Source organism: Helicobacter fennelliae, assembly GCF_900451005.1.
Lineage (GTDB): Bacteria > Campylobacterota > Campylobacteria > Campylobacterales > Helicobacteraceae > Helicobacter_B > Helicobacter_B fennelliae.
In genome coordinates, this window is sequence record NZ_UGIB01000001.1 from 369,721 (window position 1) to 386,377 (window position 16,657).

At 38.5% G+C, this 16,657-nt stretch carries 11 protein-coding genes and 1 pseudogene; 7 read left to right on the forward strand and 5 right to left on the reverse strand.

Translation table 11 applies throughout. From position 1 onward, the window contains the following. Positions 1–3: 3 nt before the first annotated feature. Together DY109_RS01875 and fliW are read right to left on the reverse strand one after the other, a co-directional pair. On the reverse strand, positions 4–1,083 hold the full coding sequence (locus DY109_RS01875; protein WP_023949625.1) for a UDP-N-acetylglucosamine--N-acetylmuramyl-(pentapeptide) pyrophosphoryl-undecaprenol N-acetylglucosamine transferase: 1,080 nt from the start codon (positions 1,081–1,083) through the stop codon (positions 4–6). Beyond that, positions 1,083–1,568 carry a flagellar assembly protein FliW gene (fliW, locus tag DY109_RS01880; protein ID WP_023949624.1) on the reverse strand — a complete coding sequence of 162 codons (486 nt, stop codon included), beginning with the start codon at positions 1,566–1,568 and terminating at the stop codon, positions 1,083–1,085. The genes DY109_RS01875 and fliW overlap by 1 nt, the downstream gene beginning before the upstream one ends. A gap of 441 nt (positions 1,569–2,009) precedes the next feature. Here fliW and DY109_RS01885 point away from each other — a divergent pair, with 441 nt between their 5' ends. From DY109_RS01885 to DY109_RS01915, 7 genes and pseudogenes are all read left to right on the forward strand, one after another. Beyond that, positions 2,010–2,639 (forward strand): response regulator transcription factor, encoded by a 630-nt coding sequence (locus DY109_RS01885; protein ID WP_115737740.1) that lies wholly within the window; start codon positions 2,010–2,012, stop codon positions 2,637–2,639. 93 nt (positions 2,640–2,732) lie between these two features. After that, on the forward strand, positions 2,733–4,595 hold the full coding sequence (rpoD, locus tag DY109_RS01890) for an RNA polymerase sigma factor RpoD (RefSeq protein WP_023949620.1): 1,863 nt from the start codon (positions 2,733–2,735) through the stop codon (positions 4,593–4,595). Positions 4,596–4,750: 155 nt separating this feature from the next. Continuing rightward, positions 4,751–6,406 carry a phosphoethanolamine transferase gene (locus tag DY109_RS01895; protein WP_114996747.1) on the forward strand — a complete coding sequence of 552 codons (1,656 nt, stop codon included), beginning with the start codon at positions 4,751–4,753 and terminating at the stop codon, positions 6,404–6,406. A gap of 47 nt (positions 6,407–6,453) precedes the next feature. Beyond that, positions 6,454–7,442, forward strand: a pseudogene (purM, locus tag DY109_RS01900) (phosphoribosylformylglycinamidine cyclo-ligase). Between the two features lie 36 nt (positions 7,443–7,478). Further along, a complete protein-coding gene (locus tag DY109_RS01905) occupies positions 7,479–8,303 on the forward strand; it encodes an SH3 domain-containing protein (protein WP_023949614.1) in 825 nt (274 codons plus the stop codon). Continuing rightward, positions 8,300–9,091, forward strand: coding sequence for a shikimate dehydrogenase (locus tag DY109_RS01910; protein ID WP_023949613.1), 792 nt, complete (start codon positions 8,300–8,302; stop codon positions 9,089–9,091). The genes DY109_RS01905 and DY109_RS01910 overlap by 4 nt, the downstream gene beginning before the upstream one ends. Continuing rightward, entirely contained in the window at positions 9,088–11,022 is a 1,935-nt protein-coding gene (locus DY109_RS01915; protein ID WP_023949612.1) for an RNB domain-containing ribonuclease, read from the forward strand. Before DY109_RS01910 ends, DY109_RS01915 begins: the two co-directional genes overlap by 4 nt. 17 nt (positions 11,023–11,039) lie before the next feature. Here the strand turns inward: DY109_RS01915 and DY109_RS01920 are convergent, their stop codons facing one another. The 3 genes from DY109_RS01920 to DY109_RS01930 all read right to left on the reverse strand — a co-directional run bounded on the left by DY109_RS01920 (position 11,040) and on the right by DY109_RS01930 (position 16,518). After that, positions 11,040–11,924, reverse strand: coding sequence for a polysaccharide deacetylase family protein (locus DY109_RS01920; RefSeq protein ID WP_023949611.1), 885 nt, complete (start codon positions 11,922–11,924; stop codon positions 11,040–11,042). A gap of 73 nt (positions 11,925–11,997) precedes the next feature. Next, positions 11,998–14,712 carry a DNA polymerase I gene (gene polA, locus DY109_RS01925; RefSeq protein WP_023949610.1) on the reverse strand — a complete coding sequence of 905 codons (2,715 nt, stop codon included), beginning with the start codon at positions 14,710–14,712 and terminating at the stop codon, positions 11,998–12,000. A gap of 408 nt (positions 14,713–15,120) precedes the next feature. Further along, positions 15,121–16,518, reverse strand: a complete 1,398-nt coding sequence (locus DY109_RS01930) for an outer membrane family protein (protein WP_023949608.1) — start codon at positions 16,516–16,518, stop codon at positions 15,121–15,123. Positions 16,519–16,657: the final 139 nt, after the last annotated feature.

The window sequence follows — 16,657 nt, forward strand, 5'->3', positions numbered from 1 at the left end:
AAGCTATTGTTTTGAATTTGGCTTTATTGCGCTCTGATTGCGCTTAAAATTATCCCATCGCTCCAAAATTGCATCAATAATCACCTCTGCGCCATTTTGGCTTACCTCTTGGCAGAGGCGCGATGAGAGTGTGGCGATTGTATCAGGGGTTAGCGTATCAAGGATTGCAAAAAAGTGCTCCTTAGTGAGATCACTTTGTAATAGCATACTTCCTAAGCCCTTTTGCACGAAATATTGCGCATTATAGACTTGGTGATTTTGTGCGGCAAATGGATATGGAATGTATATCATCAAAAGCCCCATAGCAGCGTTTTCCCACACACTACTTGCCCCTGCGCGCCCCACGCACACATCAGCTTTTTTGAGATAGCTTACAATATCTTGAGAGAATCCAAACAACTCAACACAATCCAAAATACCTTGCACCAAATACGCCTCCCGCACGCGCATCTCCTCATTTTTGCCACATTGATGAATGATATGTATATCCCTTGATAAAAGCTCTTTAGCAATTTGCAATGCAAAATCATTGATAGCTTTTGCGCCTTGAGAGCCACCGATAAACATAATCGTGCGCAATTCCTTGCGAATGCGCCTAGAATCTAGCACTTCTTGCTTGAGTGGATATGGAGTAGATTCTTTTGCAAATGCGCTAAAAACTTGTTTGGCAAAAGGCGTGAGAATCGCATTAAGCTTGCCTTTGATTGCGTTTTGCTCGTGGATAAAGAGCCACTTACGCCACAATATCGCCCCTATGCTCGCTGGTCCTGCGCTAAATCCGCCCACACTAATCACAATATCAATATGATGTGTCTTAAAAATAGTGCGAACCTGCCTCAAAGCCTTAATTTGCGCGATGAGTGCTTGAATCTTTGCTATGCCTTTTTTATTGACAATGCCTGTTGTTTGCAAAAAATAACTTTGCAAAAACACATCGCTTTTTTCAAACCATAACCTATCTTGCCCGCTTACTGAACCGACATAAATTGCTTGTATGTTTCTTTTTTTGAGCTCTTGAGCCAATGCTTTTGCGATCGCTAAATGCCCGCCTGTCCCACCACCTGTAATCAAAAAATGAGGCATTATCGCTCCTTAAGAAAAGATTGCAATGGCTCTTTGAAGCCAAAATTTGGATAATCCATCATCGAAAGCGCGACTTGTGCGGCTTGTTTATTGGTAAGATGAAAGACAATCGGTGCCAAAAAATTAATCGTAGAATCTTGAATGTGGCTATGCAAAGTCAGCGGACAATACACTTCAATTTGCGAATTGCTTGTAATGCCTAATAAAAGCTCGATGTATTTTGGAATCTTAAAGCTATATTCGCGCAGTGCGTAGGGATTGATAAGCATTATTTCAATGGGTGTTGTATCTAGATTCTGGCTATCTATCTTGTGTGGCTCTTTATTGTGAGAGTCTTGAGATAGATTCTTGTTTTTATGTTTTTGATTTGTATTTTTGGGTTTATTTTTTTGTGTGATTTTTGCAAAATATTCATCTATTTTTTCAAACTCATATCGCGTGATATATTCAAACCCTAAAACAGGGGCTTTGAATTCATACTCCATACCTATCCCTCTTTTAATATTTTCTCTCTCAATGAAGCAAAACTCATACCAGTTGAAACTTATCGCCAATCCAAATCAATCCAAAAATAGATATACTTTATTTGTTTTTTTTTTTTGTATAATAGACGCTTGATTTTAGATTTTTGGGCTGCATATTGGTATCACGCATTTTTAAAAAATTTTTAAAAAAATATTGTAGTCTAAACACTAATAAAACAAAATAGAATCTATATCGTGCTGATTAGTTTCTTATCGTTTTTGTGATGTATTTTGTATATTATCTCAAAAAATAATCCAACGATTTTTGAACTCAAAATCGCTAAAGATCTATCAAACAAAAAGGCTAATGATAATGTGGCGTGTATTCGATTGCATAAAACATTTAAAAATTTTGCTTGTCGAAAGTGATGTGATGTGTGGGGAAATCATCAAAAAACTTTCATGAAATACTGCTTAAGCTTTGAGTGGGCAAAAGATGGCAAGGATGGATTAGAGATGTATCATCAGCAAAAATTTGACCTCATAATCTGTGATATTATCCTGCCTAGACTCAATGGCTTTGATATGCTAGAAGAGATTTTGTATGAGAATCCAAATCAAGATTTTATCATTATCACCTCATACGATACAGATATCAATCTTATTAAAAGCCTCAAAATGAAAGCGTTTTTTTATTTTAGAAAACCTATCGATATGCGTGATTTGCAAATTATTTTAGTCAATTACGCACTTAATAATCAAAAACCAACACAATTTCATTATCTTGAAAATGGCATAAAGCTTGATATGATAAATGAGCAAATCTACAAAAACGATCAAGAGGTGTTTTTATCGCCCAAACTCAAAAAATTCTTTTGGTTTCTTATGTCAAACGCCAATCAAGTTGTCGCGTATGAAAGTATCATCTCGTATGTGTATGATAATGAAGCCAGTCTCAATACACTTCGAATGGCGATTGTGAGAATCAAGAAATTTTTAGAAAGTGAGGATATTATCACCAATGTTTCAGGTGCAGGCTATCTACTCAAAATCAACAAAACCGAACCAAACACCCATAATAAACTCGCATAATTTATAGCTTATGTTTTATGTGAGTTTAATCTATTTTTAGATAATATTACAGATTAAAAACTTTACTCCACACAGAATCTATAAAGGGTAGAAATGTCCGCTAAAGAAATCAACCAAAACCTAGAAAAGCTTTTCAAAGAAACCGATCAAAAAATGGTCTCGCATGAAGGGATCGCTCAGATTCTGCAAAAGCCACCAACCCAAGCACAAGTCAAAAAAATCCAAGAGCTCGCAGAAAAATACAAATGCAAACTTGTCAGTGCTTCTGAACTTGCTAAAACGCTCAATACCAAAGACAAAATCAAGCTTGAAGAAGAGCGCAAAAAGATTCTTGATGAAGAGCTTGAGAGCGAATTTGACTTTATGAAAGAGCGCGAACTGCTTGAATGGAGCAGAAGTGATAGCCCCGTTAGAATGTATTTGCGCGAAATGGGGCAGATAGAGCTTCTCACAAAAGAAGAGGAAGTCGAATTTAGCAAGCAAATCGAATTTGGCGAAAATATCATCTTAGATGCGATTTGCTCTGTGCCATATTTGATTGATTTTATTTATGATTACAAAGAAGCACTCATCAATCGTGAAAGACGCGTCAAAGAATTATTTAAAAGCTTTGATGATGAAGAGGGCGAAAATGGGGAAGATGATTTTGATAGCGATGATGAGCTTGATGAACTTGATGAATACGAAAATGGAGAATCTAGACGTCCAGTCTCCAAAAAAGATCAACGGCGCATTGAAAAAGTGCTAGAGAGCTTCAAAGCTCTTGATAAAGCCAAAAAAGATTGGCTTAAAACCATAGAATCTAACGCCTCACAGCCAGAAGATGATTTGTTTTTGATTCTAACCCTCGCGCACAAAAAAGAGATTTTAAAGACAAAATTGCTCGATCTTGGACCCACAAGCAAGCTTATCAATGAAATCGTGCGCGCTATGGAAAATAGCCTAAAAAGTGGCGATGGATTTGAGCGAGAGCTCAAAAGACTTGAATACAAACTGCCGCTTTTTAATGATACATTAAGAGACAATCACAAGAAGATTTTGGATAATATCACCAATATGACGCGTGAAGACATCGTCGCTGCGGTGCCAGAAGCAACAATGGTAAGCGTATATGTCGAGCTTAAAAAACTCTTCCAAACAAAAGAAGCAAGCGATGGCGGGTTTGATCTTGATCCAGAAAAACTCAAAGAGATTTTGGAGCAAATCAAGCGCGGAAAACTCATCTCTGACAAAGCCAAAACCAAAATGGCAAAATCTAATCTCCGCCTTGTCGTAAGCATCGCCAAACGTTACACAAATCGCGGACTGCCATTTTTAGACCTCATACAAGAGGGCAATATCGGGCTTATGAAAGCTGTGGATAAATTCGAATACAAAAAAGGCTTTAAATTCTCCACTTATGCGACATGGTGGATACGACAAGCAATATCACGCGCAATAGCCGATCAAGCGCGCACAATTCGGATTCCAATCCATATGATTGAGACGATTAATAGAATCCACAAAATTATGCGTAAATATGTGCAAGAAACAGGCAAAGAACCAGATGTTGAAACAATCGCTCAAGAAGTAGGTTTAAGTGTAGATAAAGTCAAAAATGTGATAAAAATCACCAAAGAGCCTGTGAGCCTTGAAGCACCAATTGGCAATGATGATGACGGGAAGTTTGGGGATTTTGTCGAGGATAGAAGCAGTATCACGCCAATGGAATATATCCTCAAAGAGGATTTGCGCGCTCAAATTGAAGATGTGCTTGACCAACTCAATGAGCGCGAAAGAGCCGTGATAAAAATGCGCTTTGGGCTACTTGATGATGAGAGCGATCGCACATTAGAGGAAATAGGTAAAGAGCTTAATGTAACGCGTGAGCGTGTGCGACAGATAGAATCTAGCGCAATAAAAAAACTCAAGCACCCAAAAGTCGGACGCAAACTTAAAAATTACATCGAAGAATAATGTAAAAAATAGTGTAAAGAATAACGACAAGAATAGTAAAAAATAATATAAAATAGCGTGAAAATAGCAAAAAATAGATGTAAAAATAGCCGTGCAAAATCGCTCAAGCAAAGAAATAATCCGATACACATAAAAACAAAAAAGCAAACAGAAGCATGAAATATAAGAATCCAAATCAGAATCTAAAGCGATGGAATCTCACAAGTCGTATGCCACATTTTAGCTATCATCTCCTTATAGCCCTGTGTTGTTGCATTTTTGGCATTGTGTATAATCTCTCTTTTTGGGAGAGGGCTTCGAGTTTTGTTAATCAAAATGGTGGATTCTCATTATATGTCTCGCTCTTTGTTGCGTTTGTGCTGATTATTTGGCTTTGCATTGAGATTATTACTTTTAGGGTGTATGCGCGCTATATGCTAGCACTTTTATTTTTGATTTGTGCGTGTAGTGCGTTTTTTATGGATTCACTCAAAATAGGTATTAATAAAAGCATTATAGAATCTTTGCTTAACACGAGCTTTCGAGAGGCAAAAGATTTTTTGAGCCTAAAGTTTATTGTGTATTTGATTGTTGCGGCATTTTTGCCAATGTGTATTCTTTTTTGCATTCCGCTTCGCCAAACTTCATTTATTCAAGACTGCAAGCAAAAAGCACTTATTATCCCTTGTCTTATTATTTTGATTGGCACTCTTTATGTTACACAAGGGCAAAAAATCATCTTTACTTTCAAAAACACAGGCGGTTTAATGTTTGTGCTAAATCCCATAGCCCCAATTCGTGCTGCTGGAGATTATGTGATTGACAAAGTCATACTTCCTAAATCCTACACGCACATCGGCTTAGACGCCCACACTCTTGCCAAAAACAAACTCTTTGTGCTAATAATCGGAGAATCTGCTCGGGCGCAAAACCTTGCCTCCTATGGATATAACAAAAACACAACGCCATTTACAAGCAAAATCCAAAATATTATTTATTTCAAAAATTTCTACTCTTGCGGTGTGATTACAGCTATTTCTATCCCATGTATGCTGACACATCACACACAGCAAACCTATATCCACAGAGATTTAGCCCAATACACAGATAACCTACTTGATGTCGCGCAATATGCAGGCTATAATGTATGGTGGGTAAGCAATAATGGAGGCGGTTGTATTGGCGGGGTGTGTAATAGACTGCCGCAATCGCAGATTGTGTATTTTAATCAACCCAAACAACTCGATACAGATATGCTTCCTCAAATCCAAGACATCATCACACATGCCAAACCAAATACCTTTATCGTGATAAATCTCTTAGGAAGCCATGGTCCTCGCTATGATCTCAAATACCCCAAACAATTTGAATACTTCACACCCGTATGCCAAGATGAAACGCTCGCAAACTGCCCGCAAGAGCATATCATTAATGCTTATGATAATTCGCTGATTCATACTGATTTTTTTATCTCAGAAGTGATTGCTATGCTTGAAAAATCTCACTTTATAGATTCTAGTCTATGGTATGTAAGCGATCATGGCGAGAGTTTGGGTGAGTTTGGGCAATATATGCATGGTGGGTTTCCCTATACCATAGCACCACAAACCCAAAAACATATCCCATCAATGATATGGCTTAAAAGCCCATTTGGGGGGAGGGCAAAGAACAATCAAAGTATGCCATACCAAACAAACCATACAAAATGGCAAAAAATCCTAGAATCTAAACAAAACCACATGCTAAGCCATGATTATATTTTTTCTACCATTCTCTCACTTCTTGAGATCCAAACACAAATCTATGATAAAGATTTTGATATTTTGCGCTAAATTTAAGTATAATGCGATACAAATCAAGGAAATCGCAAGGAAATCGTATGCTAACTTACAAAGATTCTGGTGTCAATATCGATGAAGGCAACGCGCTTGTAGATAAGCTCAAGCTATTAGTCAAAACGACATTTGATACAAATGTGATTGGGGGATTGGCTCTTTTTCTGGAGTGTATGCCCTGCCTTCAGGATACAAAGAGCCGGTTTTGTTAGCAGCAACTGATGGCGTAGGCACAAAACTTCGCCTTGCTATCGAGTCTTGCAAGCTTAGCACTATTGGAATCGATCTTGTCGCGATGTGTGTCAATGATCTTATCTGTAATTTTGCAAGCCCGATGTTTTTTTTGGATTATTATGCCACAGGCAAACTCCACAAAGATCAAGCTTTGAGAGTCATTGAGGGCATTGTAGAGGGTTGCAAAATCGCTGAATGCGCCCTTATCGGTGGAGAGAGTGCTGAAATGCCCGGAATGTATGCACAAAACGACTTTGATTTAGCTGGATTTGCAGTAGGTATCGCAGAAAAAAGCGAAGTCCAAGCAGAATCCAAAATCAAACAAGGCGATGTGCTTATCGCACTGCCAAGTAGCGGATTGCACTCAAATGGCTATTCATTAGCGCGCAAGATTTTGTTTGAGACACTCAAGATGAAATTTGATGATATGATAAATGGCACACCGCTCATTGATGTGCTATTAGCGCCTACAAACATCTATGTCAAAACCTTCAAACACAATAAACATCTCATCAATGCCCTAGCGCATATCACAGGTGGCGGAATAATCGAGAATCTACCTAGAATTTTGCCTCAAGGCTTTGGCGCACATATACAAACCTCACTCATTCCAAAACAAGAAATATTCAACATCTTATCACAGCACATCGACAAACAAGAAGCCTATCGAGTGTTTAATATGGGAGTTGGTATGATTTTTGCTTTACCAACAAGTAATGTAGATGTCGTTCTACGCAATACAGGAGGTTTTGCTATAGGAGAAATTGTCGAAGGTGAGACAATCCGAATCATTGACTAGACTTAATTGAGATTATGATAAGGGATAAGAAATAAAATGAAATTCAAAATGTTTTTCAGAGCATATACACTACCTTTAGTGATCCTGCTTATAGGCGTTGGATTATATTATATCATCGTTGTTTATGGGATCAAAAAAACCCCTAACTTCGCCTCATTATCAACGCTCAATACCCCAATCACACAAGATCCACTATCTCAAATCAATATCACGCAAAACAATCCAACCCCAAATCAACTAGAATCTCAAGATAAAGAATCTCAAGACAATCCTCAAGTAGATTCTGCAAACGCTAATACAAATGCGACTTCCACAAATACAACTTCTAGCACTACTGCGCCTGAAAGCCCAATTACTCTCACCCAAGCAGAGCTGACTACACAAACGCAAAATCTACCAGTAGAGATTTTAGATCAAGAGCCTGCAAATCCTCAAGATCTAAATCAGAATCTAAACCCAGAACAGAATCTAAATCAGAATCCAGCCCAAAATCTAAATAATTATTTTGTCAATGTCTATAATGCCAATGTCCGCCAAGCCCCATCAACATCAAGTCAAGTCATAGATAAAGTTTTCTTCGGACAAGAGATTGCAGTTCGCGAGATCAAGGATAATTGGGCACAGCTTGCATCTGGAGGATTTGTCTCACATGCCTTACTTTCTGCTGATAAACCAATAATCATAGCCTTCAGCCCATCAAGCACGCTCAATATCCGGGAACAGCCATCAACAAGCGCAAAAATCATCGGCTCTTTGCGCCCAAATCAAGAAGTGCGTATCACACAAATCCAAAGCAATGGCTGGGCGCAACTTGAATCTGGAGGATTTGTTTTATACCAACTCCTTAAAGAAAAACAATGAAGCAATTTTGTGTCTTTGGGAATCCAATAGCACATTCTCTCTCGCCACTTATCCATAATGCCATCTTGCAATCGCTTAATCTTCCATATCTGTATGGGCGATTTCACTTACAAGAGGCTAAACATCTCAAAGCCACATTTTTGCAACTCAAACTCAGTGGCGCAAATATCACACTTCCATTCAAAGAGCAAGCCTTTAGGCAAGCTGATGAAGTGCGAGGGATCGCGCAAGAAATCGGTGCTGTAAATACCTTTGTCTATGAAGATGGCAAAATCATCGGCTACAATACCGATGCGCTTGGATTCTGGACGACGATTAAAGACAAAAACATTCAAACCGCACTTCTTATAGGCGCGGGCGGAAGTGCAAAGGCAATCGCACTTATCCTCAAACAAAACAACATCAATGTCTTTGTTACCAATCGCTCGACTGATAAAGCACATATTTTTGAGGAAAAAAACATTCCTTTTGTAAGCCAAGATAAACTTCTAAACACGCGCTATGATCTCATCATCAACGCCACAAGCGCGACTTTGCATAATACTCTGCCTTTGAGAGAATCTCTATTGTATCCTTTGTTTGAGAGCGCAAAAATCGCGTATGATTTGATGTATGGCGGGCAAAATATATTTTTAGATTCTGCAAAGCGACACAATCTACACACGCAAGATGGGCAAGATATGCTAATCTGGCAGGCTATTTTTGCATTGCAGCTTTTCTGTCCTGAGCTTAGCCAAAAACTATGCGATAAAGAAGCGTATCGCATTATGTCTTTGGTTTGCAAGTGAAAGAATTTCTGATTTCACTCTGCTTTGGAATACGAGAGATTCCAAAAAAGCATCTTGCTCTTTTTGAGCAAATCAAATCCTGCGGGGCGATTGATAAATCCTACTCTAAAGGTTTTAGACTTGCCAAGCAATTTATCATCGCACAAGCCCACATCACAAATCATGGAGTTTTCCTCACAAATATCGCCTACCCCAAACAAAAAGATATGCGTCTCAAACACCGATCAAAATACCTCCGCGACCAAGATCTAGCCCTTGTGCTTGTCGCGACAAAATACCCCAAAATCATTAAGATTCTCTCATCAGATAAGCACAATCATCCTCGCCTCATTTATCTTGAAAAGAAAAAAGGCAAAATCATAGGCATATCACTCAAAAATCAAGACACAATCACATTGCCATTCTCACAAAAATCCTTGCTTGAGTTACCAAAATATTGTGTTTTGAGCTATGATAAAGATCGCATTTTAGATATTTTTGGCTCTCTTTTAGACCCACAAGTCGATGAGGCGATTTCACTATATTTAGGAGGGCGAGAATCTCATTTTTCAAAAGATGCGCTAAATCTTGCCCAAAGCTTTGGAGAAGAGGTGGATTCTAGTTTGTATCCGCACAGAAGGGATTTAAGAGGGCTTGATTTTGTAAGTATCGATCCAAATGACGCCAAAGATTTTGATGATGTGATTTTTTGGGATCAACAAAACTCTACCTTATACATCGGTATCGCCGATGTCAGCGAATATGTAACCCCAAACACAGCACTTGATTTGGAAGCCAAAAACCGCTGCTTTAGTTTGTATTTTCCGCATATCTGCCACCCTATGCTACCAAGCGCACTTAGCGAGAATCTATGCTCTCTGAAAAAAAACCAAACAAAGCTTGCTATGGTTTGGGAGATTACACTTCACAAACGTACCAAACTACCCTTGCGCGCGAAGCTTTTTGAAGCCCTCATCACCCCAAAGCAAAATCTAAGCTACGAAGAAGTGGATTTGTTTTTGCAAGATTCTAAAAATAGCAAGAAAAACCACCCAAAAGTCTATCCATTTGCATGGCTTAAAAATCTTGCTTTGGTTACCCAAAGGCTCAAATCTCACCGCTTAAAATTTGGATTTGATTTTTATTCTGAAGAGATAAAACAGCATTTAGATTCTAGCCAAATGCTCTCACACATCACGATACAAACACCAACCCTAGCCCATAGCCTCATCGAAGAATGTATGCTACTTGCAAATATTTCAAGCGCGCAAATGCTTAGAGACAATCTCAATAGTGAGGGAATCTATCGTGTGCATAATGAACCTACAAAAGACAGAATCCATGCTCTTTTTGTGCGATTAAGCGAGCTTGGTTTTACAATCCCAAAAGGCAAGCTCCACGCACAAATCCAAGCAATCCAAGCCCTTGCTAAGCCCACTGCCAAAGAAATCGATAAACTCATCATAAAAGCCCAGCAAGAAGCCCATTATGCATATCATGCAGAGAAGCATTTTGGTTTGGGGTTTGATGCTTATACGCATTTCACTTCGCCCATACGGCGATATAGCGATATTCTCGCGCATAGACTCTTAAAGCTCCTCCTCCAAACATCAAATGCCAAAACACAAAAGCAACTTCATTTTGTCCTAGAATCTATACAAGCTATTATCCCAATCCTCAATGAAAAAGAAAGGCAAATCGCCAAAATCGAAATGGACTTCAAAGACAGAAAATACGCTCGCCTCGCGTATGCCAATAAAGGCTTAATAGTAGAGATAAGTATCATTGATGAGCGATACCCAATACTTGCCACAATCACCAGTGAGATATTGTTTGGAGCGAGGGTGTATGTAGAATCTAGCACAGAGCTTGAAGTCAATCAAACCTACAAAGCCTCCATTATAGACGCAAATATTGCAAGTGGCAAAATCTGGACTCAAATCATATCTTAACTACTCTTGACTGCATCTCAATCATCAATAAAATCGCCCTGCTCTATCTCGCCCAAAAGCTTAAATCTAAAGCCTTGCTCCAAAAGCTTTGGCAAAGCTTTTATCATACCTTGTGCGCTTTGGCTTTGAGGCTGATTCATATGCGCTAGGATAATATCTCCACTTTTGGCGCGCAACAAATTTGCAGCAACCCTATCCGCACCCAAAGTCGCACCATAATCCGCACTAAAGCTAAATCCAGCCGCCCTATATCCCAAATCACGCAGAATCTGCAAAGAAATCTCATCATAATATGCCGTGCCTGATCGAAAAAATCGCGGAATTTTTCCTGTGAGATGTGAAATCACATTGGCATTGATTTGTATTTCTTGGAGAATCTCTGAGAGTGATTGCGTGGATTTGATATGATAAATCTCGCGTGGAGTGATAGAGAGCGGACGATGCAAAAAGCCATGATTTTGGATTTCAAACAAAGGATTTGAAGCAAGATCCAAAAAATACTCTCTATTTGCAGCAATCCACCTCGCATTGACAAAAAGAGTGGCTTTGATATTGTACTGGATAAGAAATTCAATCAATACACGATCGATTTTTGAGCCATTTTTGCCTCCACACGCATCAAGAGTTAAGGCAAGCTCTTTTTGCTCTATGCCATTTATGCGACTTGGTTTAAATTTTTTGATAATACCTTTTAGATTCTCGCCCCACTGGCTTGATGGATTTGCTTCCTTTGCATGCGCGCGAGTATAAGCTTCAATATAAGCGTGAGTGTAAGTGCGATTAATCATTATGTATGATAGAGATTGGGCTGTGGGTGTGTTTTGCAAAGAATCAAAGTTCATCGGCACTACAAACGCAATCCACGCAAGCCATATAAAGTGGTGCATATAGGATTTTTTCATTGCGCGTGCATATCCTTGAGTGTATCTCCTCGTATATGCTTGATGTGTTTTTTGGTGTGTGCTGTGTGTATTGTCATTTGAGATCCGCCCAAGTTCTGCCTATTGCGATATTTGATTGCAGTGGCACTTTGAGCGTATAGATTCCATTCATAATCTCTGAAATCCTTTTGGCATTCTCTTGTACGTTGTGCTTAGGAAGCTCAAAAATCAGCTCATCATGCACTTGCAAAAGCATTTTGATAGCAGTGCCCTTAAATTCTTGGTGGATTTTTAGCATCGCAAGCTTAATCAAATCCGCCGCACTGCCTTGAAAAATAGAATTAATCCCCTCACGCAAATAATTTGCTCGCATAAAATCCGTAGCCCTTGAAAAATCAAAATACCGCCTATGCCCCAAAAGTGTTTGAGAATAGCCATTGTTAAGGATTTCTTCTTCTTTTTGCTTGAGAAAGTTTTTTACCGTTGGAAATGACTCAAAATAATTTTGTATATACTCTCTGGCTTCTTTAAATGAGATTTTTAGGGTCTGTGCGAGTTTTTGCGCGCCCATTCCATAAATAAGCCCAAAATTTATACTCTTTGCGACATCTCGCTTTTCTTTCGCGCATTCCTCACCAAATACAAGCTTTGCTGTTTGGAGATGGATATCAAGATTATTGGCAAACGCAGAAAGCAGCACCGGATCAAGCGAAAAATGCGCCAAAAGTCGCAACTCAATTTGCGAATAATCAATCGATAAAAGCGTGCTATCATCTCTGCTTGCTACAAATCCTTGACGAATCTCGCGCCCTTGCTCTGTGCGAACGGGAATGTTTTGGATATTTGGCGATTTGGAGCTTAATCGCCCTGTGGCTGTGCCTGTTTGGAGAAATAAAGAGTGGATTCTGTGATTTCTATTAAGCTTTAATATAGGCTCAACATAGGTGTTTTTAAGCTTGGCGATTTCTCGGTATTCCATAATCTTACAAATGATAGGGTGCGCGTCCATAAGCGCAAGGAGCGTTTTTTCATCTGTGCTGTATCCGCCTTTGATTTGACGTTGGGCTTTGAGTCCTAAAGTCTCAAAAAGCACATTGCCAAGCTGTTTTGGTGAATTAAGATTAAACACGCTTCCTGATAATTCAAAAATCTGCTTTTCTAATCCCAAAAGCTCTTTTGAAAATCGCCTTGAAAGCACTTCAAAATGTTCTATATCAATCGCAATACCATTGCGTTCCATTTCAAGTAACACATAAATAAATGGAAATTCTAGCCTTTTTGCCAAATCAAAAATATGCCCCAAACCCTTTTGTATAAGGTGGTCTTTGAGGCGATAAAACAACGCCATTGTCGCGACTGCATCTTCTGCGGCATATTGCGTGGCGATGTCAAGATTTACACTTGAGAAGTCTTGATTTTTATCGACAAGTTCGACAAACTTTATCATCGTGTATTTAAACCATTTTTTCATCTGCTCATCAAGCCCGATTTTACTCACGCTATCGCACAGCCACGCCAAAATCATAGAATCATAAATCTCTTTTTGTGGCATGATACCAAGTCTGTTTGCGATTGCAAGATCATATTTGAGATTATGCCCGATGATTGAATGCTCAAAAATAAGAGCGATCGCTTTTTTGGCTTCTTCTTGTGTGAATTGCGTGCCAACGCCCAAATATTTATGCCCAACAGGCACATAATAGCCAACTTTGCCATCAATACAAAAGCTAAAGCCAACAATTTGCGCTTCAAAAGTATTTAAGCTTGTCGTTTCGCAATCATAAGCGATAAGTGCGTCTTTTGGAGCTGTGGAGAGGATTTTTTCAAAGTCTGCAAAATTATCAATCATTTTTGACTCAAAGCTAAAACTCGCGCTAGGGGCTTGCACTCGTAAGCCACCGATTGATTTTTGTGCGTTTTTTTGGACTTCATATTTGACATTCATAGGTTTTTTGGTAAGTCGCTGTATAATTTTTATAAATTCATATTTATCCATTTCATCAATGATATTTTTGAGTGGATTTTGCATTGGCATAGCAAATTTTTTGAGATCAAAATCAAGCGGCAAATCTTTTTTGAGCGTTACAAGCTCTTTGCTTAGATACGCATCTTCTTTGTGAAGTTTGATGAGATTAGAGATTTTTGCGCTTACGACATTGCTTATATCATCTAGATTCTGATATATCGCATCTAAGCTACCAAAATGCCCGATAAGCTTTGAGGCGGTCTTACTCCCAATCCCCTTAATCCCGGGCACATTATCGCTAGAATCTCCAACCAAGCTTTGATAATCAATGAAATTTTTTGGAAAAACCCCAAATTTATCAAAACATTCCTGCTCGTGAATCTCGATATTTTTGATCGGATCATACAAAAAAATATTGTCATTAATGAGCTGATACAAATCTTTATCATGGCTAATGATTCGCGATTTGATTCCCATTTTTTCAGCCTTCATCACCAAAGAAGCGATCGCATCATCTGCTTCATATCCGTCAAATTTAATGCTTGCAAGTCCCATTTTGTCGATCCATTCGATTGCGATTGGTAATTGCAAAATCATATCTTGCGGAATCTCAACGCGATTGGCTTTATAAAGCGGATAAGTGATTTTGCGCGTATTGATTCCATCTCCTTCGAGCGCAAAAGCAATAAAATCGTGAGTATTTTCAGAATGAAGCTTCATAATTAAATTTGCAAACCCCATCAAAAGCCCAGTAGGAAAGCCTTGAGAATTTTGCAACGGCGGAAGCGCATAAAAGCTACGAAAAAAAAAGCCAAAAGTATCGATTATGGTAAGTTGTTGCATTTGTCCCCCTAACAAACATAAAATCTAAAAATGGCTATTGTAGCATTTATTTAAAACAAATACAGAATTTAGAATTTAGAATCTAATTTTCATGTAATCTAAATCCTCCCTTTTAGCGTATTTCATGGAGTTTGAAATTTTTAGCCTGCGATGAACTTCTATGTTATACTTTTTTGTGTTTTTGCTTGCCTAAAAATTCTACACAACCCTAAAATCTGCCTAAAAATAGAGGATTTCTTAATGCTTGCTTGTGTTTGCATAGATTCTAGTAGAATCTATGTTGTTTTTGTCGTCATTGCGAGACTTCCGCTAGGAAGTCGTGACAATCTATATTTTTGAATTTTTGACTAGATTGCTTCGTTGCTTCGCGCCTCACAATGACGAAAATGACATAATCTACTTTAAAATCTAAATTTTAAAATTAATCTTTGTCATCAGATAACTTCTATCAATCGTGGTTGTCCCACTAAATGCAGAATCAGACACCCTGCTCCATGCGATATTTTTAACCACACTTGTGTAATAATTAGCAATAAAGAGCACATCGATTTTTTGGGTAACGCTCCATATCGTGCTAAATTTAAGTGAGTATTCATCGCTGCTTGGGGCTGTCGTGTATCGCCCATCAAGATTAAACTCCAAAGCAGTTACAAATGGAGCAAGATTCTCATAATGTGCTCTTGTGAAAATCATCGTTGTCAGCGCATCGGGTGCCGCGATAGCATTTAGCGAAGCACCGAGGACTTGAACGGAATTATCCCAAATATTCACACCTAGTGGCGAGCCAAAAAGCCCGATTCTCGCATTGGCAAATCCGATGTTTTTGTATAATGCCAAAGAGACGCCATAATGATCCAAAAAGTCAATATCTTCTCGTATCAAAATGCTTGAAGTAAAATCTGGCTTTTTGTCAGCGAGTGGGGTAAGCAGCACGCCAATTTGGGTGAAGCTATCATAAATTGGAAAGATGACATTAAGCCTTGTGTTTGAAGCGATTTTTGAAGGATTGCCAAATGTTGCAGAGGCATTGATCCCGGGTGCGCTGTATTCGCTAATCCCATAATAATAAAATGCGCTCAAATCAAAATGATCGTTTTTGTAGCCGAAATTTGCGGATAATAAGCCATTTGGCGTATAAGCTCTTGTGTAATCCCAAAAGAATCCATCGCCAACCAATGCCCCGCTACTGATTCCAGAGATTTGTGCGTAAAGATTCTGTGAATTGGCTTTGAGCTTTATCCCTTCAGCATACGCGTTGTAATAGTTTTCGTCATTTTCATAGAATCTACCACCGATGATAGAAAAATGCTCTCCTTTATATGAGATATTTGCATTGTGTATAAAGTAATTGTGCGTATTATTTGATGAGGACGGACTTTTGGCGTCATATCCTGTCCAATAACCGATGTAGTTGTATGCTTCATTGACAAAGCCACCGCTTGTGCTTGCAAATCCGCCAGCACCATATCCATAACGAGTAGAATCATAAGTGAGCCCAGCACCCGCTCCACCTAGTTTGATTTCTAATCCTTTGTAAGAATATATGCCATTTATTTGCCCCAAAACATAGCCATAGCTATCTGTTGGACTCGCGCCCCTTCCGTTAAGACCAAATTTATTATATATCTCAACGCCAGCTTCAAGTGCAAATTTTTGTTTTGCACTAGATTCTCGTTCATTAAGGTTTCTTTCTTGAGAATCTAACTCTTGAGTGATGTCTTTAGAATCCACATCTCTAGAATCCACTTGTGCTAACGCCATACTCGTGCTGATACCAAGCAAAAAAGCAAATCGCATAGTCTTCATTATTAACTCCTTAATTTGATTCTTTTATCAAAGAATCAAGATTTATTCTAAAATATTTCTATATAAATAAACCTTAAATTCAAAAATAAAATACTAAAAATTGATAATTTATTAAAAATTTTATGCAGAAAATAGCTTT